The organism is Streptomyces sp. NPDC032161 (assembly GCF_040636995.1).
Taxonomy (GTDB): domain Bacteria; phylum Actinomycetota; class Actinomycetes; order Streptomycetales; family Streptomycetaceae; genus Streptomyces.
Genome location: NZ_JBEZVN010000035.1, coordinates 1 through 24018, shown reverse-complemented (window position 1 = coordinate 24018; position 24018 = coordinate 1). Strand labels below are relative to the sequence as shown.

The window sequence follows — 24018 nt, the reverse complement described above, 5'->3', positions numbered from 1 at the left end:
CACGTGGACACCTTTGCGCTGATCGTGACCATCGGGGTCGCGCTCGGCTTCACGTATACGAACGGCTTCCACGACTCGGCGAACGCCATCGCCACCTCCGTCTCCACCCGGGCGCTCACTCCGCGTGCCGCGCTGGCGATGGCGGCGGTGATGAATCTCGCGGGCGCGTTTCTCGGCAGTGGCGTCGCCAAGACCGTCAGTGAAGGTCTGATCGCGACGCCCGAAGGCGACAAGGGGATGGGAATCCTCTTCGCCGCCCTCGTCGGTGCCATCATATGGAACCTCGTCACCTGGTATTTCGGGCTTCCGTCCTCCTCCTCGCACGCATTGTTCGGCGGCATGGTCGGCGCGGCGCTCGCCGGCGGGACGATGGTCCACTGGGACGGGGTGATCGACAAGATCGTCATCCCGATGTTCCTCTCGCCCGTCATAGGGCTGGTCGTCGGCTATCTGGTGATGGTCGTGATCATGTGGATCTTCCGGAAGACCAACCCGCACAAGGCCAAGCGCGGTTTCCGGATAGCGCAGACGGTCTCGGCGGCGGGCATGGCGCTCGGCCATGGGCTCCAGGACGCCCAGAAGACCATGGGTGTCGTGGTGATGGCCCTGGTCATCGCGGACATCGAGAGCCCGGAGGACCCGATTCCGGTCTGGGTGAAGCTGGTCTGCGCGCTGATGCTGTCGCTGGGCACGTACGCGGGCGGCTGGCGCATCATGCGCACGCTGGGCCGGAAGATCATCGAGCTGGATCCGCCGCAGGGGTTCGCGGCGGAGACCACCGGCGCGTCGATCATGTTCGGCTCGGCGTTCCTGTTCCACGCGCCGATCTCCACCACGCATGTGATCACCTCCGCGATCATGGGCGTGGGCGCCACGAAGCGGGTGAACGCGGTGCGCTGGGGCGTTGCCAAGAACATCATCCTCGGCTGGTTCATCACCATGCCGGCCGCGGCCCTGGTCGCCGCCGCCAGCTACGGGGTCGTGCTGCTGCTCTTCGGCTGACGAACGGCCGCGAGGGCCGCCGGGACGCGCCGGTACGAAAGTCGGGTCCGCCCCGCTTCCCCGTGAGGGGAGCGGGGCGGACCCTTTGCCTTACGGGTGGCACCGCCATGCAGCACCCAAAGGCCATCCTTGGGGGTCGGGGATCCGGCCCTCCGCCGGTCCGGAGGAGGGCCCGGCCTCCGCTATCCGAACCGGCCCGAGATGTAGTCCTCGGTGGCCTGGACGGACGGGTTGGAGAAGATGCGCTCCGTGTCGTCGATCTCGATCAGCTTGCCGGGCTTGCCGACGGCCGCGAGGTTGAAGAACGCCGTGCGGTCCGAGACGCGGGCCGCCTGCTGCATGTTGTGCGTCACGATGACGATCGTGAAGCGCTCCTTCAGCTCGCCGATCAGGTCCTCGACGGCGAGGGTGGAGATCGGGTCCAGGGCGGAGCACGGCTCGTCCATCAGCAGCACCTCCGGCTCGACCGCGATCGCGCGGGCTATGCACAGACGCTGCTGCTGACCGCCGGAGAGGCCGGAGCCGGGCTTGTTCAGCCGGTCCTTGACCTCGTTCCAGAGGTTGGCGCCGCGGAGCGACTTCTCGACGATGTCGGGGAGCTCGCTCTTCTTGTACGAGCCGTTCAGCTTGAGGCCCGCCGCGACGTTGTCGAAGATCGACATGGTCGGGAACGGGTTGGGGCGCTGGAAGACCATGCCGACCGTGCGGCGCACGGTGACCGGGTCGACGTTCGGTCCGTACAGGTTCTCGTCGTCCAGCAGCACCTTGCCCTCGACGCGGCCGCCGGGGGTGACCTCGTGCATGCGGTTGAGGGTGCGCAGGAAGGTGGACTTGCCGCAGCCGGAGGGGCCGATGAAGGCGGTCACGGAGCGGGGCTCCACGGTCATCGAGATGTCCTCGATGGCGAGGTGGGAGCCGTAGTAGGCGGACAGGCCGCTGACGTCGATGCGCTTGGCCATCTGAATCACTGCTTCTTTCTGTGGCCGCGTCGGCGGCCGGTCACGGGGCGGGAGCCGCACGTATCAGTGCTTCGGGGCCTTCCAGCGGGCGATGCCGCGGGCCACGAGGTTGAGGATCATGACGAAGGCGATCAGCACGAGGGCGGCGGCCCAGGCCCGGTCGTACGACTGCTCGGTGCCGACCTTGTACTGCTCCCAGATGTAGAAGGGGAGCGAGGACTGGGCGCCCGAGAACGGGTTCGTGTTGATCAGCTGGCTGCCGAAGACCAGCAGCATGATCGGTGCGGTCTCACCGGCGATGCGGGCGATCGCGAGCATCACACCGGTGGTGATGCCGCCGAGCGCGGTCGGGAGGACCACCTTCAGGATGGTGCGCCACTTCGGGACGCCGAGGGCGAGCGACGCCTCGCGCAGCTCGTTCGGGACGAGCTTGAGCATCTCCTCGGTGGAGCGGACCACGACCGGGATCATCAGGATCGTGAGCGCCAGCGCGCCCATCAGACCGGACGGGTCGGTCTGCGTCATCAGCATGATCGAGAGGATGAAGAGACCGGCGACGATCGACGGGATGCCCGTCATGACGTCGACGAAGAAGGTGACGGCCCGGGCCAGCGCGCCCCGGCCGTACTCGACCAGGTAGACGGCGCTCAGCATGCCGATGGGGGCGGCGATGAGGGTGGCGAGACCGACCTGCTCCAGGGTCCCGATCAGCGCGTGGTAGACACCGCCGCTGGCCTCGGAGCCGAGCACCCCGGCCATCGAGTGGGTCAGGAAGTACAGGTCGAGGCGTTCGGCGCCCCGCCTGATCGTCGTCCACAGCAGGGAGGCCAGCGGGGCGACGGCCAGCAGGAAGCACACCCAGACGATGCTGGTGGCGAGCCGGTCCTTGGCCTGGCGCCGGTTCTCCACGACCGAGGTCGTGATGTACGAGATGACGACGAAGAGGAGGGCGGAGAACAGCCCCCACTGGGTGCGGCTCTCCCAGCCGGCGGCGATGCCGGTGCCGACGCCCAGCACGAGCGCCACGGCCGCGAAGCCGAAGGGCGCCCAGCGGGGGAGTGACCGTGTGCCGAGGCCGGTCCGGGGAGCGACGGTCGCCGCGCGGGCGGGGACCTCCTGGACGCCGGTGTTGGCTGCGTGGCTCATGCGTTGGCCCCCGAGTACTCCTTGCGGCGGGCGATGATGAGCCGGGCCGCGCCGTTGACCAGCAGGGTGAGGACGAAGAGGACGAGGCCGGAGGCGATCAGGGCGTCACGCCCGAACTGGTCGGCCTCGTCGAACTTCGCGGCGATGTTCTGGGCGAACGTTCCGCCACCCGGGTTGAGCAGATGCCCGGAGATGACGAAGCTCGGCGACAGGACCGTGGCGACGGCCATCGTCTCGCCGAGCGCCCGGCCCAGGCCCAGCATCGACGCGGAGATCACGCCGGAGCGGCCGAACGGGAGCACCGAGAGGCGGATGACCTCCCAGCGGGTGGCGCCGAGGGCGAGGGCGGCCTCCTCGTTCATCCTCGGGACCTGGAGGAAGACCTCGCGGCTGACGCTGGTCACGATCGGCAGGATCATGATCGCGAGCAGGATGCCGACGGTGAACAGCGAGCGGGCGACGCCGACCTCGGTCTTGTCGAAGAGGTACGTCCAGCCGAAGAAGTCGTCGAGCCAGAGGTTGAGGCCCTCCAGGTACGGGACCAGGAAGAGGGCGCCCCAGATGCCGTACACGATGCTCGGCACGGCGGCGAGCAGGTCGACGACGTATCCGAGGGGCGCGGCCAGCTTGCGCGGCGCGTAGTGCGAGATGAACAGGGCGATGCCGACGGCGACCGGGACGGCGATGGCCATCGCGATGACCGAGCTGACGACCGTGCCGAAGAGAAGGACCGCGATGCCGAAGACCGGCGGGTCGCCGGCCGGGTTCCAGTCGAAGGCGGTGAAGAAGTTGCCCTCGTTCTTGGAGACGGCCAGTGCGGCGCGGTAGGTGAGGAACACGGCGATCGACGCCATGATCACGAGCAGCAGGATGCCCGAGCCCCGGGAGAGCCCCAGGAAGATCTTGTCGCCCGCGCGCCCGGTACTGGGGGCGCGGCCGGTCGCCGCCGGTGGTACCGGCGGCGTGTCTATCGGTGTGGTGGAAGCCATGGTCTTTCCGGTCTGTGTGGGGGAGCGGCATGGCTCCCCTGGCGGCGGTGCACCGGATGGGCGGGGGCGGGCCGGTCCGGAGGGGTGTACCGGACCGGCCCGCCGGGTGTTGCTGGTGTTGTCGTGTCGTGCGTCGCGCGGTACCGCGCGACGCGCTCCCGGGTTACGAGAGGGAGGCGATGGTCTCGCGGACCTTGGCGTTGATCTCGGCCGGGATCGGCGCGTAGCCGGCGTCGGTGAGGAGCTTCTGGCCCTCGTCACCGGCGGTGTAGTTCAGGAAGGACTTGACCGTCGGCAGGGTCTCGGACTTGTTGCCCTTGTCGCAGACGACCTCGTAGGTCACCAGGACGATCGGGTAGGCGCCGTCGGCCTTGGTCGCGTAGTCGAGGTCGAGGGCCAGGTCCTTGCCGGTGCCCTTGATCTTGGCGGCGGCGATGGCCTTGGAGGCGTTCTCCGGGGTGGCCTTGACCGGGGTGGCGGCACCGGTGGCGATGTCGACGGTGGGGATCGACTGCGCGGTGGCGTAGCTGAGCTCGAAGTAGCCGATCGAGCCGTCGACGGCCTTCACCTGGGAGGCGACACCGGAGGAGCCGGACGCGGCCTGGCCACCGGGGGCCGGCCACTTCTTCTCGGCCTCGTACTTCCAGTCGCTCGGCGCGGCGGCGTTCAGGTACTTGCCGAGGTTCTGCGTGGTGCCGGAGTCCTCGGAGCGGTGGAAGGGCTGGATCGCCTTGTCCGGGAGCTCGACGCCGCTGTTGAGCTTGGCGATCGCCGGGTCGTTCCACTTCTTGATCTTCGTGTCGAAGATCTTGGCGAGGGTGGGGGCGTCCAGCGTCAGGTTGTCGACGCCCTCCAGGTGGTAACCGATGGCGATCGGGCCGCCGACCATCGGGAGGTTGATGCCCTGGCCGTCCTTGCAGATCTTCTTCGAGTCGGCGACCTCTTCGGGCTTCAGCGCGGAGTCGGAACCGGCGAAGCCGACCGTGCCCTGGTTGAAGGCGATGATGCCTTCACCGGAGGAGGACGACTTGTAGTTGATCTCGACGCCCGAGCACCCGGCCATGTAGTTCTTGGCCCAGAGGTCCATGGCGTTCTTCTGCGCGCTGGAGCCGGAGGCGAGCAGCTGGCCCTTGGCGTCGTCGCACTTGATGTCCGACGCGGTGCTCGTCTTGCCGCCGCCGTTGCCGTCGGCGGACCCGTTGCTGTTGTCGTCCGAACCGCACGCCGTGAGGACCAGGGCGCCGGAGACGGCGAGGGCACCGAGCGCGGTGGCACGAAGCCGGTTCTTGCGCTGAAGCTTCACTTTTCGGGTGTTCCTTCCAGGAGCCGCCGATGCCTTTTTTGTTCTACGACGGCGCGCGATGTTGTGGGTGCCGCGGCGTTTCGCCGTGCACCGTGCACTGCCGAAGTTAGGCAGAACAGGTGAAGCGGTTTACGGGGGTGGGTGAACGGGAGGTGAACCGTGCTGGACGGTGCGGTTCTCGCCACCGGTCGCCCGGACCGGTCCGGGGGCGGTTCCGGTCCCGGACCGGGGCGCGGTCCGGGACCGACGGTGGCCCCGGACCGGGCAAGGGCCACGAGGCCGGTACGGGAGCGTCGGACGGCCGACGACGGGCGGGCGGTGCTGCCGGACACCGGCCGACGGGCCGGGCGGGGAGGTCGGACGGCCGGCAGGCTAGTGCCGGGAGGGGCAAACGTTGCCGGGAGCGGCACTGGCGAGCCAGACGTCGAGCAGGTCCCGGTCGTGGTCCTGCGTGAGGCGGGCCCGGGCGTCCGCCGGGGCGAGCCAGACCAGCCGGTCGACCTCGGATCCCGGCACGAACGTGCCGCCGGTGGCCTCGGCCGCCCAGTAGGCGACCTCCTTGGGCCGCCCGTTCACGGCGTACCGCACCGTGGGGAGCACGGTCCCCAGCGCGCAGTGGTGACCGGTCTCCTCCAGGACCTCACGGCGGGCGGCGTCCCGGGCCGACTCGCCGCGCTTCAACTTGCCCTTGGGGTGCGACCAGTCGTCGTAACGGGGCCGGTGCACCAGGCAGATCTCCACGCCGCCGGTGCGCTCCGAACGCCGCCACAGCACGCATCCGGCCGCCAGGACCGGTCCGTTCGCGGAGGGTTTGCCCGTCGGCCTCCCGGCACGGGCGGCGGCGTCGGCTCCTGCGGCCCGGGCGGCGGCGGGCCTTCCGGCGGACGCGGCGTCAGGACCGGGCGCGGGCGGCCTGCTCATGGCGTGGTCACCGCCGCCGAGGTGTACGGCCAGCTCGCCCGGAACATCCCGCGCGCCGCCCCCGCCTCGTGCCGCTGGTCCGCGTGCAGCACCCCGAGGGCGTACGCGGTCGCGGGCGCGATCCGGGGGGTGCGGGCCGCCGATGCCGCCGCCGCGGCGGCCGCCGCCGCGTCCCGGTGCAGGTCGAGGGCGCGCCCCGCCGCGGTCAGGACCGGGTCCGGGGCGCCGCGGACCACCTCGTGGGCGTACCGGTGCAGCCGCAGCAGCAGCCGGGTCCGGTGCCAGGGCGCGTCCAGTGCCTCGTTGTACGGCTCGGTCGCCCCGTCCGGCGGCAGCGCGGCCACCACGCCCAGCAGCTGTTGCTCGGCCCGCTCGGCGGGGCCGTGCAGCATCTCGTGGGCCGGGGCGGCGGCCGACGCGGCGAGCGGGACCTCGGAGGCGAGCAGCGCCACGGCGTCGGCCACCGCGTGGAAGCGGGAGGAGCCGAGTGCCTGGAGCGCGGCGGAGTGGGCGCGGGTCCGGGCCAGGGTCAGCTGGCGCTCCAGCAGGGCCCCGGCACGGGCCGCGCCGACGCCGAGGGCGGCACGGTCCTTGTCGTCGGGTCCGTGGGGTCCGGCCTCCGCTGCCTTGCGGGCGGCGGGCAGCGGTCCGCCGGACACGTGGTGCAGCGCTTCGAGGAGCCGGTTCAACCGGGTCGCGTAGGCGTGTTCCCGGGCCAGGGTGCCCGACAGCCAGGCCAGTTCGGCACGCAGATGCTCGGCCCAGGCCGGGTCCAGCACCGTCCGGAAGGTGTGCAGGGTGCCGCCGATCCGGCGTGAGGAGCGGCGCAGCGCGGCGGCGGCCTCCTCAGCGGTGCGGGTCCCGGCGTCCGAGGACGCGCCGTGCTCGCGGTGCAGGCGCAGGCCGCGGAGGAATTCGGCGGCCCGTTCCTGAAGGTAGGGCGCGAGCACCGCGCCCGCCGTAAGGTCCGCCTGCGTCGTCGTCTGGTGGTCATGGCGTCGCACGCCGGCGCCTCCGGGCGTCAATGAGCATTTCCTGTACGTGCCGCAGTGGCTGGCCGTCCGCGTCCGTGGAGTGGCGGGTCCAGTTCCCGTCGGGACCGAGGTGCCAGGAGGAGGTGGTGTCGGCCATGCCGGTCTCCAGGAGCCGGCTGAGGGCGGCGCGGTGGGCGGGGTCGGTGACCCGGACCAGTGCTTCGATCCGGCGGTCGAGGTTGCGGTGCATCATGTCGGCGCTGCCGAACCACACCTCGGGTTCGCCGCCGTTGCCGAACGCGAAGATCCGGGAGTGCTCCAGGAAGCGCCCCAGGACCGAGCGGACCCGGATGTTCTCGGAGAGGCCGGGGACGCCGGGGCGTATCGCGCAGATGCCGCGTACCCAGATGTCCACCGGGACCCCGGTCATCGCCGCCCGGTAGCAGGCGTCGATGACCGCCTCGTCGACCATGGAGTTGACCTTGATGCGCACGTAGGCGGTCCGCCCGGCCCGCTGGTGCGTGATCTCCTTGTCGATCCGGGCGATCAGCCCGTCGCGCAGCGAGCGCGGAGCCACCAGGAGGCGGCGGTAGGTCTCTCGGCGGGAGTAGCCGGAGAGCCGGTTGAACAGGTCGGAGAGGTCCGCCCCGACCTGCGGGTCCGAGGTCAGCAGGCCGAGGTCCTCGTACAGCCGGGCGGTCTTGGGGTGGTAGTTGCCGGTGCCGACGTGTGCGTAGCGGCGCAGCGTGTCGCCCTCCTGGCGGACGACGAGCGAGAGCTTGCAGTGGGTCTTGAGGCCGACGAGTCCGTAGACGACGTGGCAGCCGGCCTCCTCCAGCTTGCGCGCCCACTTGATGTTGGCCTGCTCGTCGAAGCGGGCCTTGATCTCGACGAGGACGAGGACCTGCTTGCCGGACTCGGCGGCGTCGATCAGGGCTTCGACTATCGGTGACTCGCCCGAGGTCCGGTACAGGGTCTGCTTGATGGCGAGGACGTCGGGGTCGGCGGCGGCCTGCTCCAGGAACGCCTGGACGGAGGTGGAGAACGAGTCGTACGGGTGGTGCAGCAGCACGTCGCGTTCGCGCAGCGCGGCGAAGACGTCGGGCGCGGAGGCGGACTCGACCTCCGCGAGGTCGCGGTGGGTGCCCGCGATGAACTTGGGGTACTTCAGCTCGGGCCGGTCCAGGGACGCGATGCCGAACAGCCCGGTCAGGTCGAGCGGTCCGGGCAGCGGGTAGACCTCGGAGTCGGACACCTTCAGCTCGCGCACCAGCAGGTCCAGCACGTACGGGTCGATGGATTCCTCGACCTCCAGGCGGACCGGCGGGCCGAAGCGGCGCCGCATGAGCTCCTTCTCCAGGGCCTTGAGGAGGTTCTCGGCGTCGTCCTCCTCGACCTCCAGGTCCTCGTTCCGGGTGACCCGGAACATGTGGTGGGCGAGGACCTCCATGCCCGGGAAGAGCTCTTCGAGGTGGGCGGCGATGACGTCCTCTATGGGCACGTACCGCTGCGGCGACGCCTCCAGGAAGCGGGTCAGCAGCGGCGGCACCTTGACCCGGGCGAAGTGGCGGTGCCCGCTGACCGGGTTGCGCACGACGACGGCCAGGTTGAGCGAGAGACCGGAGATGTACGGGAAGGGGTGCGCCGGGTCGACGGCCAGCGGCGTCAGCACCGGGAACACGCGCTGCCGGAAGAAGGTGAACAGACGGGCCTGCTCCTTCTCGGTCAGCTCGGGCCAGCGGATCAGCTGGATGCCCTCGTCGGACAGGGCGGGGGCCACGTCCTGCTGGTAGCAGGCGGCGTGCCGGGCCATGAGTTCGCGCGAGCGGGTCCAGATCAGGTCCAGGACCTCGCGGGGCTGGAGCCCGGAGGCGGAACGGGTGGCGACACCGGTGGCGATGCGGCGCTTGAGCCCGGCCACCCGGACCATGAAGAACTCGTCCAGGTTCGAGGCGAAGATGGCGAGGAAATTAGCCCGTTCGAGGAGGGGGGTCGCCGGGTCCTCGGCCAGTTCGAGAACCCGCTCGTTGAACGCGAGCCAGCTGCGTTCCCGGTCCAGGAACCGGTCGTGCGGCAGCTCGTCGCCGTCGATGTCGGGCTCGTACGCGTCGACGTCGCCGTCGATGTCGGGATCGAGGTCGGCGGCGGTGGACAGGGCGGCCCCGTCGCGTGAGGAAGCGGCAACGGCGTGCGGCCGGTGCGCGGCGAGCGAGCCGACCGACGGCTGCGCGGTGGACCGGGCCGGGACCTCGGAGCTGGGCTGCTGGCTCATGAACCCATTCTTCCGCGCCCGGGGCTTCGAGGGCGCGCCGGAGGACGTGGAGACCACGGGGAACACGCGGTCCGTACGGTCCGGAGCGCCGTCCGTGCGGCTCGTACGGCTCGTGGGGGCGGCGGCGTTCGCGCGCCCGGGGCGCCCGGCGCGCGCTTCGGGGACCGTACGGTTTCCGAGGCCCGTGAGGTTCGTGCGGTTCGCGTGGTTCGCCTGGTCTCCGCCGGGATGTCTCCCGTCGTGAGGCGTCGGCACAGCTGGCTGCATTCTGAGAGGGTGGCAAGCCCTTCTGAATGGCTGGTAACGGCGACATGACGTGCAGGAAGCGGTGTGCCGTGCGCGGACCGTCCCGGCCCCCTCGGAAGGGGGCCGGGACGGTCCTTGGCCGGAGCTTCAGCCGTGCCGGCGGCGCAGCGCCCGGAACGCGAGGACGACGGCGAGCGCTGCCAGGGCGAGCAGGATGCCGGTCTCGACGAGCTGGAGCGGCCAGAAGTGCGAGGCGGGGTGGTAGTCGACGTAGCCCCGCGTGACGCCCTTGTCGGCCAGGCACTGCTTGAGGTCGGCACCCCAGCTCAGACACGCGTCGTCGGGCAGCCGTTCGCCGTCGGCGGTCAGCCAGCCCGAGGACACGGCAGTGGCGCCGTCGGGCAGAACGCGCTCGGCCCCCAGAACGTGTGTGCTGTTCACGGTGGGCCACAGGTGGTTGCGCACGGCGTTCAGGGTCACTGTCAGCACCCCGTATCCGATCACGGTCGTGACCATCGCGGCCACGGTGTGCCGCAGCATCAGCCCGGCGAGCCCGCCCAGGGCCAGCATGCACAGGGCGTAGCCGACAGGAACCGTACCGATCGAACCGTACGCCGCGCGATCGTATGCGCCGATGGGGTAGTACGTCTGACCGGTCCGCGACCGGGCCCACGCGCAGACCGCCGACAGCGCGGCGACCCCGGCCAGGGTCAGTACGGCGGGCACCGCGAGCTTGACGGCCAGCCAGCGCGCGGGCGAGACGGACTGGGTCCACGCCAGCTTGTACGTGCCGCTCTCCAGCTCACGGCCGATCATCGGACCGGCGACGAACAGGCCGACGAGCGCGGGCAGGACCATCATCGCCCCGGTCGCGTAGCCGACGGCCTGACTGGTCCGGAGCTCGGAGTCGAGGAAATCGCGGACGATGTCGCCGCAGCCCCGGACCGTGTTCTCGACCGAGCAGCCGGAGTCCGCGAACGCGTCGACCGCAGGGTCTGGCCACAGAACGACGCCGACCAGTGCCGTGATCCCCACGAGTGCGAGGACGCAGACGCCCCAGAAGGTGCGGCGGTGCTGGCGTATCACGACACGGGCCGGGCCGGGCAGGGAGATCGCGCTCATGCCACCTCCTCGCAGGCATCGATCCCGGCTCCGGTTCCGACCTCGGCGCTCGGTGTCAGCAGGGTCGGCGCCTCCGGCGACCGCAGATGGGCCAGCAGCAGCTCCTCCAGCGAGGGCTCCGCCGCATCCCAGACGCCCGTGTCCACGGGGCCCTGCCTGCGCACCAGCGTGGTCTGCGTCCGCCCGGTCGTGCGGGACTCCACGACGGTGTGCGGCGCGGTGTCCCGCACCGGGCCGGTGAGCAGCGCGTGCGCGGTGAGGAGGTCGTCCGTCTCGCCGCCCAGCCGGACCCGGCCGCCGTCGACCAGCAGGAGGTAGTCGCAGGCGTTCTCCAGCTCGCCGAGGATGTGCGAGGACATCACGATGGTGGTGGAGTGCTCGGCGGCCTCCGCCATCAGCGCGCCCATCAGCTGATGGCGGGCGAGCGGGTCGAGATCCGCCATCGGTTCGTCCAGCAGGAGCAGTTCGGGCCGCTTGCCGAGGGCGAGGGCCAGCGCGAGCCGGGTGCGCTGACCGCCGGAGAGGGTACGGACCGTCGCGTCGCGCGGGAGGTCCCCGGCGATGCGTTCGGCGGTGTCCCGGTCCCAGCTGTCCGGGTTCAGCTCGGCGCCCGCCCAGAGCGTCCCGGCGACCGTCAACTGCGGGTACAGCGGCTTGTCCTGGGCCACGAACGCCACCCGCGCCCGCGCCTGGCCGGGCGCCGCGCCCAGCACCCGTATCGCCCCTTCGACGGGCCGCAGAAAGCCCGCGGCCAGGGCGAGCAGGGTGGACTTGCCCGCGCCGTTGGGCCCGACGAGGGCGCACACGCGCCCGGCGGGCAACCGGAACGAACAGCCGCGCAGCGCCCAGCCCCCGCCTCTCCCGTTCCGGTACTTCATGCCGAGGCCGACGGCCTCGATCGCGACGCCTGCCGCCGCGGCGCCCCCCGCGCCCGCCGTGCTCGTGGCTCCTGTCATCCGGGTCATCCGGGCTGATCCCCCTCGAAAGTCCTGTCCAGTACGGCGGTGAAGAGCGCGCTCACGTCGTCCTTCTCCAGGCCGGCCGCGCGGGCCCGCCGGGTCCAGTCGGCGAGTTCGGCGCGCAGCGGGGTGTCGTCGACGGCCGCCGCGCCGCCGAGCGTCCGTGTGACGAAGGTGCCGAGCCCGCGCCGGCCCTCGACCAGGCCCTCGCGTTCCAGCTCCCGGTACGCCTTGAGCACGGTGTTCGGATTGATGGCGGTGGCCTCCACGACCTCCCGCGCGGCGGGCAGCCGGTCGCCGGGCTCCAGCAGGCCGAGCCGGAGGGCCTGTTTGGTCTGCTGGACGATCTGGAGGTACGTGGCGACGCCACTGCGCCGGTCGATGCGGTACTCGATCGCTGCGGGTCCTGCCATGCTTCCCCCCTTTCACTAATCAAGTAGTGAAAGGGTGTTGCAAGAGAGGGGCGGTGTCAAGCGGACATCCGACTCCGGTGTCCGCTCGACACCGCCCCTGGTCCCGCCGGGCGGTTTCCCGCCGCGGCCCGGGCCCTCGCGCCGCGCGGCCTGCGCAGGTCTGCGGGCCGTGCGCCGGCTCAGGTCTCCGTGCGGTACATCAGGTCCACCTCGTGCGTCGCGAAGCCCATGCGCTCGTAGACGGTCAGGGCGGCCTTGTTGTCGGCGTCGACGTAGAGCATCGCGGTCGGCAGCCCCTGCGCGGCGAGGTGGCGCAGCCCGATCGCGGTGAGCGCCTTGCCGAGCCCGCCGCCCTGCGCGTCCGGCCGGATGCCGAGGACGTACACCTCGCCGAGCTGCTCCTCGGCGTGCACCTTCGTCCAGTGGAAGCCGATCAGCTCGCCGTCGCGCTCGGCGAGGAAGAAGCCCTTCGGGTCGAACCAGGGCTCCGCCTTGCGGTCGTCCAGGTCGCGCTGGGTCAGCGAGCCCTGCTCGGGGTGGTGGGCGAAGGCCGCGCGGTTCACCGAGAGCCAGGCGGCGTCGTCCTCGCCGGGGACGAAGGCGCGGATCGTGACACCGGGTGGAAGCACCGGCTCCGGGATGTCAGGCGGGGTCAACGGGCGGCGCAGCTGGCGCAGTTCACGGAAGAGCGAGAGGCCGAGGACCTGGGCCAGATGCCGGGCGGCGGACTTCCCGCCGTGCGCCCACACGCGCAGCCGCTTGCCCGTCACGGCGAGCAGCGCAGCACCGAGCGCTCGACCGTGTCCCTGCCCGCGGTACGCCGGGTGGACCACCAGCTCGGCGGCCGGTGCCTCGACGGGGTCGGTGTCCTCCAGCTGCGCGTACCCCACCAGGGTCGGTCCGCTGCTGAGCAGCAGGTGCCGCACTCCCTCGCGCCGCCCGCCCCGCAGCTGCAGCCGCCCCTGCTCGGACACGGCCTGCCTGCCGTCGGAGCGGGCCGCTTCGGAGAGCAGATCGGACACCGCCTGGGCCTGTTCGGGGGAGAGGGCGTCGAGCGTCTGGATCGCCCGCCCGGGGGCGGGCAGAGGTACGTCAGTCGTCATGTCTACGAGCGTACGGGGGCGAGGCGGCGGTTGGCGGGTGTCACGGGACCGGGAGAGCCGCAACGGCACGGGGCGGGGGGCGGCCGCGGTGCCATGGGCCGAGGCCGGGGGCGCAGCCACACACGGCTCGGTCTCCTCGGGGCTCAGTCGTCCTTTCGGCTCGGCCTCCGCAGGGGCTCGGGCGCCCTCGGGGCTCGGCCTCCGCAGGGGCTCAGTTTCCTCCGCCTCCGCGACGGAGCGCCTCGCGGGCGACCCGGGACAGGTTCTCCGAGCTGGGCATGAGCTCCCGTACACCCGGGGGCAGGGTCGCGTACGTGCGGACCGCGAGCGGCTGGTTCTGCAGCTGGAGGGCGAACTCCACGGTCGTCTCGTCCCGGCTCTGGGCGTAGAAGTCCAGCTCGAAGCGGGTCTCGCAGGAGCTCATGAGGGCGATGACGTGGCCCCAGGGCATTTGCGCCACAGCCTGTTGCGCAAATGACGCGTCCCACGTCCTGGCCATCTGCTGCATGGAGTGGAGATTGGATCGGCTGAACCCCCGCTGGTCCGGGAACTCCGTCCGCAGCTCGGTGGCGATCCGCTCGATGACCTTCGCGCCCCACTTCTCCCGTCCCTGGCTTTCCAGGATGGTCCGCCCGATCTCCCCGTACATCCGCAGCATCTCGGTGTTGACTTTGAGGCGCGCGCGGACGTGCGCGCCCCGCACGATCGACTTGAGTCCGGCGACCATCTCGTGGAAACCGGGCGGCAGTTCCGGAGCGGTCCGCTGCTGGGCCGGTACGGTCGCCCGCGTCATGGGTTCCTTTGTCATGCCGCACAGGTTTCCGGAGGCCGCACGCGCGGTGACGTTTCTGCCCTTATATGTAAGAGGGCGCGCGCATAGGTGGGGCGGCGTCGCGTGCCGATGGGCGGCGCCTGGCGGCGTTGTCGTCGGTCGACGACGCTCCGCGTCGCCTCCCTCCTCCGCCTTGCCAGGCTTGCCCCTCGCCCCGTTCCTTCTTCCGCCCCACCTATGCGCGCGACCTCTTAGGCTGGTCGCGCGGAAGGATCATGTACGCGAGAGTCGGGAGCACGACGTGGTGGTTCGAGCGGTCCGTGGAGCCGTCCAGCTGGATCAGGACGAGGCCGGGCACATGGCCGAGCGGGTCGGCGCCCTGCTCACCTCCGTCCTGGAGCGCAACAGCCTCGTCGCGGACGACCTGATCAGCATCTGGTTCACCGCCACCCCCGACCTGCACAGCGACTTCCCGGCGGCCGCGGCGCGCGGGCTCGGTATCGTCGACGTGCCGCTGATCTGCGCCCAGGAGCTGGACGTCGCAGGAGCCATGCCCCGCGTGGTGCGGATCCTCGCGCATGTCGAGACGTACCTTCCCAAGTCCGAGATCACGCACGTGTACCTCGGTGCCACCGCCGCCCTCCGCAAGGACATCGCCCAATGAGAACCGCCCTCGTCATCGGAACGGGCCTCGTCGGCACCTCCGCAGCCCTCGCCCTGGCCGGGCGCGGCATCCAGGTCCACCTCGCCGACCACGACCCCGAGTCGGCCCGCACCGCGGCGGCTCTCGGCGCCGGTACGGACGAGCCGCCCGAGGACCGTGTCGACCTGGCGGTCGTCGCCGTGCCGCCCGCCCACGTGGCCCCGGTGCTGGCGAGTGCCATGCGCGACGGCGTCGCCCGCGGCTACCTCGATGTGGCCAGCGTCAAGGGCGGGCCGCGCCGCGAGCTGGAGGCGCTCGGCGTCGACCTCGCCCCGTACATCGGTACGCACCCGATGGCGGGCAAGGAGCGGTCCGGGCCCCTCGCGGCCACCGCCGACCTCTTCGAGGGGCGCCCCTGGGTCCTCACTCCGACCCGGGACACCGACACCGAGGTCCTCAACCTCGCCCTGGAACTGGTCGCGCTGTGCCGTGCCGTCCCGGTCGTCATGGACGCCGACGCCCACGACCGGGCCGTCGCCCTGGTCTCGCACACCCCGCAGCTGATCTCGTCGATGGTCGCCGCCCGCCTGGAGGAGGCCGACGAGACCGCCGTACGCCTCTGCGGCCAGGGCATCAGGGACGTCACCCGGATCGCCGCGTCCGATCCCCGGATGTGGGTGGAGATCCTCTCCGCCAACCCCGGGCCGGTCGCCGACGTGCTGGCCGGGGTCGCCGCCGATCTCGACGAGACGGTACGGGCGCTGCGCGCCCTGGAGTCCGCCGACGGCGAGCGGCGGCGCGAGGGCACCGAGGGCATCGAGGACGTCCTGCGCCGCGGCAACGCGGGCCGGGTGCGGGTGCCCGGCAAGCACGGGGCGGCCCCCGCCTCGTACGAGATGGTGTCCGTGCTCATCAGCGACCGGCCGGGCGAGCTGGCCCGGATCTTCGCCGACGCCGAACGGGCCGGGGTCAACGTCGAGGACGTGCGCATCGAGCACGCCACCGGGCAGCAGGCGGGCCTGGTCCAGCTGATGGTCGAGCCCAGCGCCGCTCTCGGGCTGAGCGCGGCCCTGCGCGAGCGCGGCTGGGCCATACGGCAGTAGGCGTACAGGGCGGCCCGGGACGGGCCCGTCCCGGGCGGGCGGCGAGCCCGGGGACGGGCAGCCCCGGGCAGCGGTACGGGCGGCGGTCCCGGGCGGTTGTCCACAGGGGTGCGGAGGACCGTCCCGACACTCGGTAACCTTGTGCGGGGCGGGTTCGCGCGCGCCCCCGTCCGCCCACCCCGTGTACCAGGAAGGTGTCCACCGCCGTGGAAACCGCAAGCGCCGCCGCCCGGACGGCCCCGGCCGCAGTGATCGTCGCCATCGACGGACCCTCCGGCACCGGCAAGTCGAGCACGTCCAAGGCCGTCGCCGCCCAGCTCGGTCTGAGCTACCTGGACACCGGCGCCCAGTACCGGGCGATCACCTGGTGGATGCTGAACAACGGCATCGACATCGAGGACGCCGCGGAGGTGGCGACCGCCGCCGACAAGCCGGTCATCGTCTCCGGCACGGACCCCGCCGCCCCGACGATCACCGTCGACGGCGCGGACGCCTCGGGCCCGATCCGTACCCACGAGGTCACCGCCCGGGTCAGCGCCGTCAGCGCGGTCCCCGAGGTGCGTACCCGGATCACCGAGCTGCAGCGCACCATCGCCGCGGCGGCCGAGCGGGGCATAGTGGTCGAGGGCCGCGACATCGGCACCACGGTGCTGCCCGGCGCCGACCTGAAGATCTTCCTCACCGCGTCGCCGGAGGCACGTGCCGCCCGCCGCAGCAAGGAGATCAAGGGCTCCGACCTCACCACCACGAGGGAGGCGCTGATCAAGCGCGACACGGCGGACTCCGGCCGCAAGACCTCGCCGCTGGCGAAGGCGGACGACGCCGTCGAGGTGGACACCACCGAGCTGACCCTGCAGCAGGTCATCGAGTGTGTCGTCACCCTCGTCGAGGAGAAGCGGACCGCGAAGTGACCCGAGCCACCACGGGCTCGCCCTCACCGCGGGGCGCGGCGGTCGGACGCGGGATCGGGATCGGCCTGATGTACGGGCTGTGGAAGCCCCGCGTCCTCGGCGCGTGGCGGGTGCCCGCCACCGGACCCGTCATACTCGCGGTGAACCACTCCCACAACATCGACGGTCCGATGCTGATGGGCACCGCGCCCCGGCCCGTCCACTTCCTGATCAAGAAGGAGGCGTTCGTCGGCCCGCTCGACCCGTTCCTGCGCGGAATCGGTCAGCTGAAGGTGGACCGCACGACCGCCGACCGCACCGCCATCACCAACGCCCTCGGGGTGCTGGAGAACGGCGGCGCCCTCGGGATATTCCCCGAGGGCACCAGGGGCGAGGGCGACTTCGCCGCCCTGCGCGCCGGGCTCGCGTACTTCGCGGTGCGCAGCGGGGCACCGATCGTGCCGGTGGCCGTCCTGGGCAGCACCGAGCGCCGCGGTCGGCTGATACGGGCGCTGCCGCCGCTGCGCAGCCGGGTCGACGTCGTGTTCGGGGACCCCTTCGAGGCGGCGGCGGTGGGCGGCCGCCGGACCCGCGCGGCGCTGGACGAGGCGACGGCGCGGATCCAGGCCCGGTTGACCGCCCACCTGGAGGAGGCCCGGCGTTTCACCGGGCGCTGAGGGGCGTCCCGTGCGCCCGCCGAGGAGCACGGGGCTCCCTTGCGTAAGACTTGAGTAGTGGGCCGCTCGATGGCGGCCCATCGATGATGAGGCAAAGAGGAACGGACTTCATGAACGACCAGATTCACTCCGGGGGCTCGGACCACGAGCACGGAGCGCTTGGCGACGCCGAGTACGCGGAGTTCATGGAGCTCGCCGCGGAGGAGGGCTTCGACGCCGAGGAGATCGAGGGCGCGATCGACGCCGCGGGGCACGGGCCGCTGCCCGTCCTCGCCGTCGTCGGACGCCCCAATGTCGGCAAGTCGACACTGGTGAACCGGATCATCGGCCGCCGTGAGGCGGTCGTCGAGGACCGGCCCGGGGTCACCCGCGACCGCGTGACCTACGAGGCCGAGTGGGCGGGCCGCCGCTTCAAGGTCGTCGACACCGGCGGCTGGGAGCAGGACGTGCTGGGCATCGACGCCTCCGTCGCCGCCCAGGCCGAGTACGCGATCGAGGCGGCCGACGCGGTCGTCTTCGTGGTCGACGCGAAGGTCGGCGCCACCGACACCGACGAGGCCGTCGTCAAGCTGCTGCGCCGGGCCGGCAAGCCCGTCGTGCTGTGCGCCAACAAGGTCGACGGCCAGAGTGGCGAGGCGGACGCCGCCATGCTCTGGTCGCTGGGTCTCGGCGAACCGCACCCGGTCTCCTCGCTGCACGGCCGCGGCACCGGCGACCTGCTCGACGCCGTGCTCGAAGCACTGCCCGAAGCGCCGGCACAGAGCTTCGGCACCGCGGTCGGCGGCCCCCGCCGGATCGCCCTCATCGGCCGACCGAACGTCGGCAAGTCCTCGCTGCTCAACAAGGTGGCCAATGAGGACCGCGTCGTCGTCAACGAGCTCGCGGGCACCACGCGCGACCCGGTGGACGAGCTGATCGAGCTCGGCGGCGTCACCTGGAAGTTCATCGACACGGCCGGCATCCGCCGCCGCGTCCACCTCCAGGAGGGCGCGGACTACTACGCGTCGCTGCGCACCGCCGCCGCCGTGGAGAAGGCCGAGGTCGCCGTCGTCCTGATCGACGCGGGCGAGACCATCAGCGTCCAGGACCAGCGCATCATCACCATGGCCGTGGAGGCCGGGCGTGCCCTGGTGATCGCGTACAACAAGTGGGACACCCTCGACGAGGAGCGGCGCTACTACCTGGAGCGCGAGATCGAGACGGAGCTGGCGCAGGTCGGGTGGGCCCCGCGGGTCAACATCTCCGCCGCCACCGGCCGCCACATGGAGAAGCTGGTCCCCGCGATCGAGACCGCTCTCACCGGCTGGGAGACCCGTGTCCCCACCGGACGGCTGAACGCGTTCCTCGGCGAACTCGTCGCCTCCCACCCGCACCCGATCCGCGGCGGCAAGCAGCCCCGGATCCTCTTCGGCACCCAGGCCGGCACCAAGCCGCCGCGGTTCGTGCTGTTCGCCTCCGGCTTCCTGGAGCACGGCTACCGGCGCTTCGTCGAGCGTCGGCTGCGTGAGGAGTTCGGCTTCGAGGGCACGCCGATCCACATCTCGGTGCGGGTCCGCGAGAAGCGCGGCCGCAACAAGTAACGGCCCGGGGCCGACAGGGAGCGTCGTCCTGCGGCTTCGGCCGCGAGGCGGCGGAGGGAGCCGATGCGGCACATCGGCGGCCGACGACAACGCCGTGAGCGCGGCCGCAGGGCGGCATGAGCCCGCTCCTTGTCGCCCCCGGCCGCAACGTCCGGACGTGCGTGACGGAGCCCCGGACCGGTCCGTGGACGGATGCGGTCCGGGGCTCCGTCGTGCGGTTCAGACGCCGCGTGAGCCCGGCGGGAGAGCGGCCTGGGCCCGCCCGGAATGCCGCCCCACCCGCTGCCAGGCGGCGGGACCGCCGGTGTGGGAGGCCGCGCCGCCATGGCGTCCGGTGGACCCGCCGTGCGCGGAGGACGCGCTGTGTACGGACAGGCCGGTGGAGAGGCCCGCCGGGTGACCGGAGGAGTGGCCGTTCAGCGGGGCGCGCCCGCCGAGCAGTCCGAGGCCGAAGGCCACGAAGCCGAGATTCTCCTCGCCGCTACGATCGCCCGGAAGCGCCCGGAACGACCGGCGGTACTCGGAGTACAGCGCGTCGTAGATCGGGGTCTGGGACTGACCGCCCGAGGGCTCCCGCGAGGGGCGCATGGCAGGGATCGGGCTCGGGCGCTGGTGGGAGGAGTCGTATGAGTGCACGTATCTGCCAACGACCCCGGGGTCCGTCGGATGCGGGCCCGGCCGAGAATTAACTGTTCGCCGCAGCCTCGGGCCTGTCTTCGGGCCGCCGCACGCCGTGCGGCGGCCCGAAGACAGGCCCGAGGCCCGATGGGCGCGAATCAGGTCCCGGCCAGCGGCATCGCCGCGGCGACCAGGAGTCCGTTCGCGGCGGCCTTGTCCAGGGCGTCGCGCAGCAGGTCCTCGCGGGGCTGCTGGCCGATCGCCCCCGCCGGGGCGGCGTAGACGAGCACCGTCCGCGTCTTGTTGGCCGCGGTCCGCCAGCCCTCGGTGACCTGGAGCGGTGCGTGCGCCTGCCACCAGGCGACCTGGGGCCCGCCGTCAGTGCCCGGCTGGAGCACGGCGTGCAGCCGGCCCATGGCGAGCAGGATCGACCAGCCGGGCAGGGCCGCGGGCACCTGCTCCATCCGGTGGACCGGCTGGAAGCCCTGCTCCAGGAGCAGTCGGAGGAACTCGTCGCCCTGGCTGCCGTCCGTGCCCGGGCGGACGATCGCGCCCGTCGGCTCGACGACGAGCGCCGGGTGGAGATCGTCGTCGATCAGCACGAGTCCGCTGGTGATCCCGAGGACGGCCTGCTCGGCGCCGATGCCCTCCGGAAGCACCCGCCGGCCCTGCGACTCCGCCTCCCCATCGGTGATGCTGCGCACCGCGCCCTGCAACTGCTCCTCCGCGACCCTGACGACCTGCGAGGGGATGCAGCTCGCATGGGCGAAGGCGAGGACGGCGGTCTCCTCGCCGACGAAGAGGACCGTGCTGGTGCGTTCCTGTTCGGAGTCGCCGGGGGTACGGCACGAGGTGCAGTCGTAACTGCCTGGGGTGTTGTCGCCGACGAGCAGTCGGTCGGCTTCGGCGTCGCCGATCTCGGCGCGTACGTCCTCGCTGACGTCGAGCATGCGCGGCACGGGTGGCTCCTCGAACTCGGTGCGTGCGCCGGGTGCTTCCCGGCTCATGAAAGGGACAACGGGCGATCCGAGGTCGGGGTCACGCGGGAAAGGGAACGTAATCGAACCATCTGACGTAGAGAGTGAATCTCACATTCAGAGGGGTGGTTACGCCCTATGTGTGCCGATTGATGCCGGGCGAGGTGAGCCAATCTGCTGTGCAGCGGTTCACCGATACGTCGATAAATCGGGAAAACAGGTGAACGCAAAGGTGGCTGAAACTGGTCCAGGCACGGAATGAACCGATGGCCGGTCCGACCCGTCCTGGCAAGTGCGGCCCGCCGTTGACCCGCCGAACCAGGAGCCATGGCACTTCATGCACATCTCTTTCCTGCTCCACAACGCCTATGGAGTCGGGGGCACGATCCGTACGACGTTCAACCTCGCCGGGACGCTGGCCGAGCACCATGACGTGGAGATCGTGTCCGTGTTCCGGCACCGGGACGTCCCGGTGCTGGGCGCCCCGGCGGGCGTCCGCCTCGGCCACCTCGTCGACCTGCGGAAGAAGAGTCCGGCCTACGACGGCGACGCCGCCGACCACGCCCGCCCCGCGTCCGTGTTCCCGCGCGGCGACAGCAGGTACCGGCAGTACAGCAGGCTGACCGACGCCCGGGTGGCGGACCATCTGCGCTCCCTGGACGCGGACGTCGTCGTCGGCACCCGCCCCGGGCTCAACGTGCAGATCAGCAGGCAGACCCGGCGCGGGCCCGTACGGATCGGGCAGGAGCACCTCACCCTCGACAGCCACGGCTACCGGCTGCGCCGGGAGATCGGGCACCGCTACGCCCTGCTCGACGCGATCACCACCGTCACCGAGGCCGACGCCCGCGCCTACCGGGCCGGGTTCAGGCTGCCCGGCGTGCGCATCGAGGCCATCCCGAACAGCGTGCCCGTCCCGCGGATCGCACCCGCCGACGGCACCGGCAAGTGGGTCGTCGCCGCGGGCCGACTGCACCGGGTCAAGCGGTACGACCTGCTCGTCCGCGCGTTCGCCGACGTGGTCGCCGTCCGCCCGGACTGGCGGCTGCGCATCTACGGATCCGGCGACGCGACCGGGAACGAGCGCCGGGCGCTGCTCGCGCTCGTCGGCGAACTCGGCCTGCACAACCACGTGTTCCTGATGGGCGCGGTCGATCCTCTGGAGGCCGAGTGGCCCAAGGGGTCGATCGCCGCGGTCACGTCGGACCGCGAGTCCTTCGGCATGACCATCGTGGAGGCGATGCGCTGCGGCCTGCCGGTCGTCGCCACCGACTGCCCGCACGGCCCGCGCGAGATCATCGGGGACGGCATCGACGGACGGCTGGTGCCCGTCGGCGACCCGGTGGCGCTGAAGGACGCACTCCTCGGCCTGATCGAGGACGACGAGGCCCGGCGGTGCTTCGGACGCGCCGCGCTGGCCGCGTCCGAGCGCTTCGACCCGGCGCGGATCGCCGAACGCCACGAGCGGCTCTTCACCGAACTCGCCTCCCGGGTCCCGCACGACCGCTCGCACGGCGCGCTGCGCACCACCCTGCACCGGACCCGGAGCGCCGTGCTGGACGGGGCGTACGCCGTGCGCCACAAGGCCGCAGACATCATCCGCAGGAGGAAGTCCGCATGACCGTCCCCGCAGAACGTACGACCCTCGCCGCGGAGCGGCGGGCACCGCGGGCCGACTGCGTCGCGGGCCCGGACGGGTCGATCACCTTCGAACTCGACGTCCCCGCCTGTGGAACCGACGGCCCCGGCCCGGGCCGTGACGACGGGGAGGCCCCCGAGCTGCTCCTCCGGCTGCGCGGCGGCAGGGACGACGGGGCCGTTCTCCGGCTTCCCCTGGCCCCGGTGGGGGAGGGGCGGTTCCGGGCGGTGCTGCCGAGCACGGTGGAGCCCGCCGAGGGCCGCTGGGACGTCCATGTGCGACGGCCGGGCGCGGGCGACGGCGGGGAGACGGCGGTCGAGCCCGGCATCAGGGACCTGCGACTGCTGATGGACCGCGTACCGGAGGGCGGGCGGGTCGCGGTCCGTATCCCCTACCCGACCGCCGGCCGGCTCGCCCTGCGCTGCTGGATCCGCTCACCGCACGCCGAGGCCGGGCCGGTGACCCTCGAGGGGAACGGGATGACCGTCGAGGGCACCCTGTACGGGGTCGCGCTCGGCGACGGCGCCCATGTGGAGGCGAGGTGGACCGGCGCCCCCGACCGGGTGTGCCGGGTGCCCGCCGACGGGAGCGACGGGGCGTTCGCCTTCACGCTGCCGTTCGACCGGCTCGTGGACGGGCCGGTGCGCGGCGAGCGGCTGTGGTCGCTCTGGCTGGTCCCCGGGACCGGGGAACGGGCCGGAGCGGTGCGGATCTCCCGCCTCCTCGACGACGTGTGGGACCGCAAGAACATCTTCGTCTACCCGGGCCGCGACATCGGGGAAGGGGCCCGGGCCACTCCCTGCTACACGGGCGACAACGACCTCTGCGTACGGGTCGGACCCGGCCCCGGAGCCTGACCGGGGAGGCCGGGGCGGCCACCGCGGACCGGTCGCGGACCCGGGCCGGTCGCGCGCCCTCGGCCGGTCCGTGACCGGTGGGGCCGGAACACCGGAGCGATCCTCGGCCGCCGTCGGGCGGCGTACCCGTACCCGTCCGAGCTCCGCCGTCCCGGATGCCGCCGCCTCTCCCCGCGCCCCGACACGAATTTTGTGACCAGACGATAAGGGTGCCATAAGGAAGCGTGAATTCCCGGTGGCGCGAGCGTTCACGTCGGATATTGGGCGGAGAAATTCCGGCCTCTCGGAACGAGGTGATTCGCTCGATTTTCCGCGCCCTGCGCATGATTTCCCGAAGTTTTCCGATTACCCTGCGTCGGGGCGTGGACGGTGTGTTCGGGGCGCGTGACGACGCCGGAACCGATGTCGTGATCCTGTGACACAAGTGTGACCGGCAAGGGATGTGCGGATGACGTGCGACGGATCCGGTCCCGGCTTTCCCCGCGGCTCCCGGACACCTACGGTGAGGGGTATGGCGACTTCGTCGAACCGTCCCGTCCAGCCCCAGGACTCGCCCGGCACGTACGTCGGCCTCGCCGCCGACACGGCCGAACGGCGGGCCCGTACGCGCGGCTGGACCACCGTCAGATCCGTGCCGCCGGGCACGGTCATCACCATGGAGTTCCGGGCCGGGCGGATCAACTTCGAGGTCGCGGACTCGGTCGTCACCCGCTGTTGGGTGGGCTGAGCCCGGCCCCCGGCATGAGTGAGGGCCCCGACCACGTCGGGGCCCTCACGGAATGCCGGGGCGGCGGGGGGGGGAACCCCCCCACACGACCCCGGGGGGAACCCCCCGGCACCCCCCCGGCCCCCG

The 24018-nt window shown here is 71.9% G+C and carries 23 protein-coding genes; 9 read left to right on the top strand and 14 right to left on the bottom strand.

Annotation, left to right across the window (positions count from 1 at the left end):
- Window positions 1–3 precede the first annotated feature (3 nt).
- Window positions 4–1002 carry an inorganic phosphate transporter gene (locus tag AB0E67_RS31190; RefSeq protein WP_073785731.1) on the top strand — a complete coding sequence of 333 codons (999 nt, stop codon included), beginning with the start codon at window positions 4–6 and terminating at the stop codon, window positions 1000–1002.
- A 182-nt stretch (window positions 1003–1184) separates the two neighbouring features.
- Here AB0E67_RS31190 and pstB read toward each other — a convergent pair whose 3' ends face one another.
- The 12 genes from pstB to AB0E67_RS31130 all read right to left on the bottom strand — a co-directional run bounded on the left by pstB (window position 1185) and on the right by AB0E67_RS31130 (window position 14217).
- Window positions 1185–1961, bottom strand: coding sequence for a phosphate ABC transporter ATP-binding protein PstB (gene pstB / locus AB0E67_RS31185; protein ID WP_073785733.1), 777 nt, complete (start codon window positions 1959–1961; stop codon window positions 1185–1187).
- Window positions 1962–2024: 63 nt separating this feature from the next.
- Window positions 2025–3107, bottom strand: a complete 1083-nt coding sequence (gene pstA / locus AB0E67_RS31180) for a phosphate ABC transporter permease PstA (protein WP_362033010.1) — start codon at window positions 3105–3107, stop codon at window positions 2025–2027.
- The gene (gene pstC, locus AB0E67_RS31175) at window positions 3104–4096 is read right to left on the bottom strand and encodes a phosphate ABC transporter permease subunit PstC (protein WP_362033008.1); all 993 of its coding nucleotides are present in this window, start codon (window positions 4094–4096) and stop codon (window positions 3104–3106) included. Before pstC ends, pstA begins: the two co-directional genes overlap by 4 nt.
- A 163-nt stretch (window positions 4097–4259) precedes the next feature.
- On the bottom strand, window positions 4260–5399 hold the full coding sequence (gene pstS, locus AB0E67_RS31170; protein ID WP_362033005.1) for a phosphate ABC transporter substrate-binding protein PstS: 1140 nt from the start codon (window positions 5397–5399) through the stop codon (window positions 4260–4262).
- 372 nt (window positions 5400–5771) lie between these two features.
- On the bottom strand, window positions 5772–6188 hold the full coding sequence (locus tag AB0E67_RS31165) for an NUDIX hydrolase (protein WP_362033060.1): 417 nt from the start codon (window positions 6186–6188) through the stop codon (window positions 5772–5774).
- Between the two features lie 128 nt (window positions 6189–6316).
- Entirely contained in the window at window positions 6317–7324 is a 1008-nt protein-coding gene (locus AB0E67_RS31160; protein WP_362033002.1) for a CHAD domain-containing protein, read from the bottom strand.
- Window positions 7311–9566 carry an RNA degradosome polyphosphate kinase gene (locus tag AB0E67_RS31155; RefSeq protein WP_362033000.1) on the bottom strand — a complete coding sequence of 752 codons (2256 nt, stop codon included), beginning with the start codon at window positions 9564–9566 and terminating at the stop codon, window positions 7311–7313. The genes AB0E67_RS31160 and AB0E67_RS31155 overlap by 14 nt, the downstream gene beginning before the upstream one ends.
- Window positions 9567–9959: 393 nt before the next feature.
- Window positions 9960–10934: a hypothetical protein gene (locus tag AB0E67_RS31150; RefSeq protein ID WP_362032998.1), complete on the bottom strand. Its 975-nt coding sequence runs from the start codon at window positions 10932–10934 to the stop codon at window positions 9960–9962.
- Window positions 10931–11890 carry an ABC transporter ATP-binding protein gene (locus AB0E67_RS31145; RefSeq protein WP_362032995.1) on the bottom strand — a complete coding sequence of 320 codons (960 nt, stop codon included), beginning with the start codon at window positions 11888–11890 and terminating at the stop codon, window positions 10931–10933. The genes AB0E67_RS31150 and AB0E67_RS31145 overlap by 4 nt, the downstream gene beginning before the upstream one ends.
- Before the next feature lie 5 nt (window positions 11891–11895).
- Window positions 11896–12306, bottom strand: a complete 411-nt coding sequence (locus AB0E67_RS31140) for a GntR family transcriptional regulator (RefSeq protein ID WP_073785743.1) — start codon at window positions 12304–12306, stop codon at window positions 11896–11898.
- 179 nt (window positions 12307–12485) lie between these two features.
- Complete coding sequence (gene mshD, locus AB0E67_RS31135) at window positions 12486–13409, bottom strand: mycothiol synthase (RefSeq protein WP_362032992.1); 924 nt, start codon at window positions 13407–13409, stop codon at window positions 12486–12488.
- Window positions 13410–13620: 211 nt separating this feature from the next.
- Window positions 13621–14217, bottom strand: a complete 597-nt coding sequence (locus tag AB0E67_RS31130; protein WP_362032990.1) for a DUF1016 N-terminal domain-containing protein — start codon at window positions 14215–14217, stop codon at window positions 13621–13623.
- Window positions 14218–14482: 265 nt separating this feature from the next.
- On the opposite strand from AB0E67_RS31130, the gene aroH reads away from it, so the two are divergent.
- From aroH to der, 5 genes are all read left to right on the top strand, one after another.
- Window positions 14483–14845 carry a chorismate mutase gene (gene aroH / locus AB0E67_RS31125; RefSeq protein WP_362032987.1) on the top strand — a complete coding sequence of 121 codons (363 nt, stop codon included), beginning with the start codon at window positions 14483–14485 and terminating at the stop codon, window positions 14843–14845.
- Window positions 14842–15927 carry a prephenate dehydrogenase gene (locus tag AB0E67_RS31120; protein WP_362032985.1) on the top strand — a complete coding sequence of 362 codons (1086 nt, stop codon included), beginning with the start codon at window positions 14842–14844 and terminating at the stop codon, window positions 15925–15927. The genes aroH and AB0E67_RS31120 overlap by 4 nt, the downstream gene beginning before the upstream one ends.
- 194 nt (window positions 15928–16121) lie before the next feature.
- The gene (gene cmk, locus AB0E67_RS31115; protein WP_362032982.1) at window positions 16122–16838 is read left to right on the top strand and encodes a (d)CMP kinase; all 717 of its coding nucleotides are present in this window, start codon (window positions 16122–16124) and stop codon (window positions 16836–16838) included.
- Window positions 16835–17494, top strand: a complete 660-nt coding sequence (locus AB0E67_RS31110; protein WP_360118569.1) for a lysophospholipid acyltransferase family protein — start codon at window positions 16835–16837, stop codon at window positions 17492–17494. Before cmk ends, AB0E67_RS31110 begins: the two co-directional genes overlap by 4 nt.
- A 110-nt stretch (window positions 17495–17604) precedes the next feature.
- Window positions 17605–19074 carry a ribosome biogenesis GTPase Der gene (gene der, locus AB0E67_RS31105; protein WP_362032979.1) on the top strand — a complete coding sequence of 490 codons (1470 nt, stop codon included), beginning with the start codon at window positions 17605–17607 and terminating at the stop codon, window positions 19072–19074.
- Between the two features lie 219 nt (window positions 19075–19293).
- On the opposite strand, the gene AB0E67_RS31100 is transcribed toward der, so the two are convergent.
- Window positions 19294–19662, bottom strand: coding sequence for a hypothetical protein (locus AB0E67_RS31100; protein ID WP_362032976.1), 369 nt, complete (start codon window positions 19660–19662; stop codon window positions 19294–19296).
- A gap of 188 nt (window positions 19663–19850) precedes the next feature.
- Window positions 19851–20651: a hypothetical protein gene (locus AB0E67_RS31095; protein WP_362033057.1), complete on the bottom strand. Its 801-nt coding sequence runs from the start codon at window positions 20649–20651 to the stop codon at window positions 19851–19853.
- A gap of 355 nt (window positions 20652–21006) precedes the next feature.
- Between AB0E67_RS31095 and AB0E67_RS31090 the strand changes: the two genes are divergently transcribed.
- From AB0E67_RS31090 to AB0E67_RS31080, 3 genes are all read left to right on the top strand, one after another.
- Window positions 21007–22290, top strand: a complete 1284-nt coding sequence (locus AB0E67_RS31090) for a glycosyltransferase family 4 protein (protein WP_362032973.1) — start codon at window positions 21007–21009, stop codon at window positions 22288–22290.
- Window positions 22287–23165, top strand: a complete 879-nt coding sequence (locus AB0E67_RS31085) for a transferase (protein ID WP_362032970.1) — start codon at window positions 22287–22289, stop codon at window positions 23163–23165. Before AB0E67_RS31090 ends, AB0E67_RS31085 begins: the two co-directional genes overlap by 4 nt.
- A 511-nt stretch (window positions 23166–23676) precedes the next feature.
- Entirely contained in the window at window positions 23677–23892 is a 216-nt protein-coding gene (locus AB0E67_RS31080; RefSeq protein ID WP_362032968.1) for an I78 family peptidase inhibitor, read from the top strand.
- Window positions 23893–24018 lie beyond the last annotated feature (126 nt).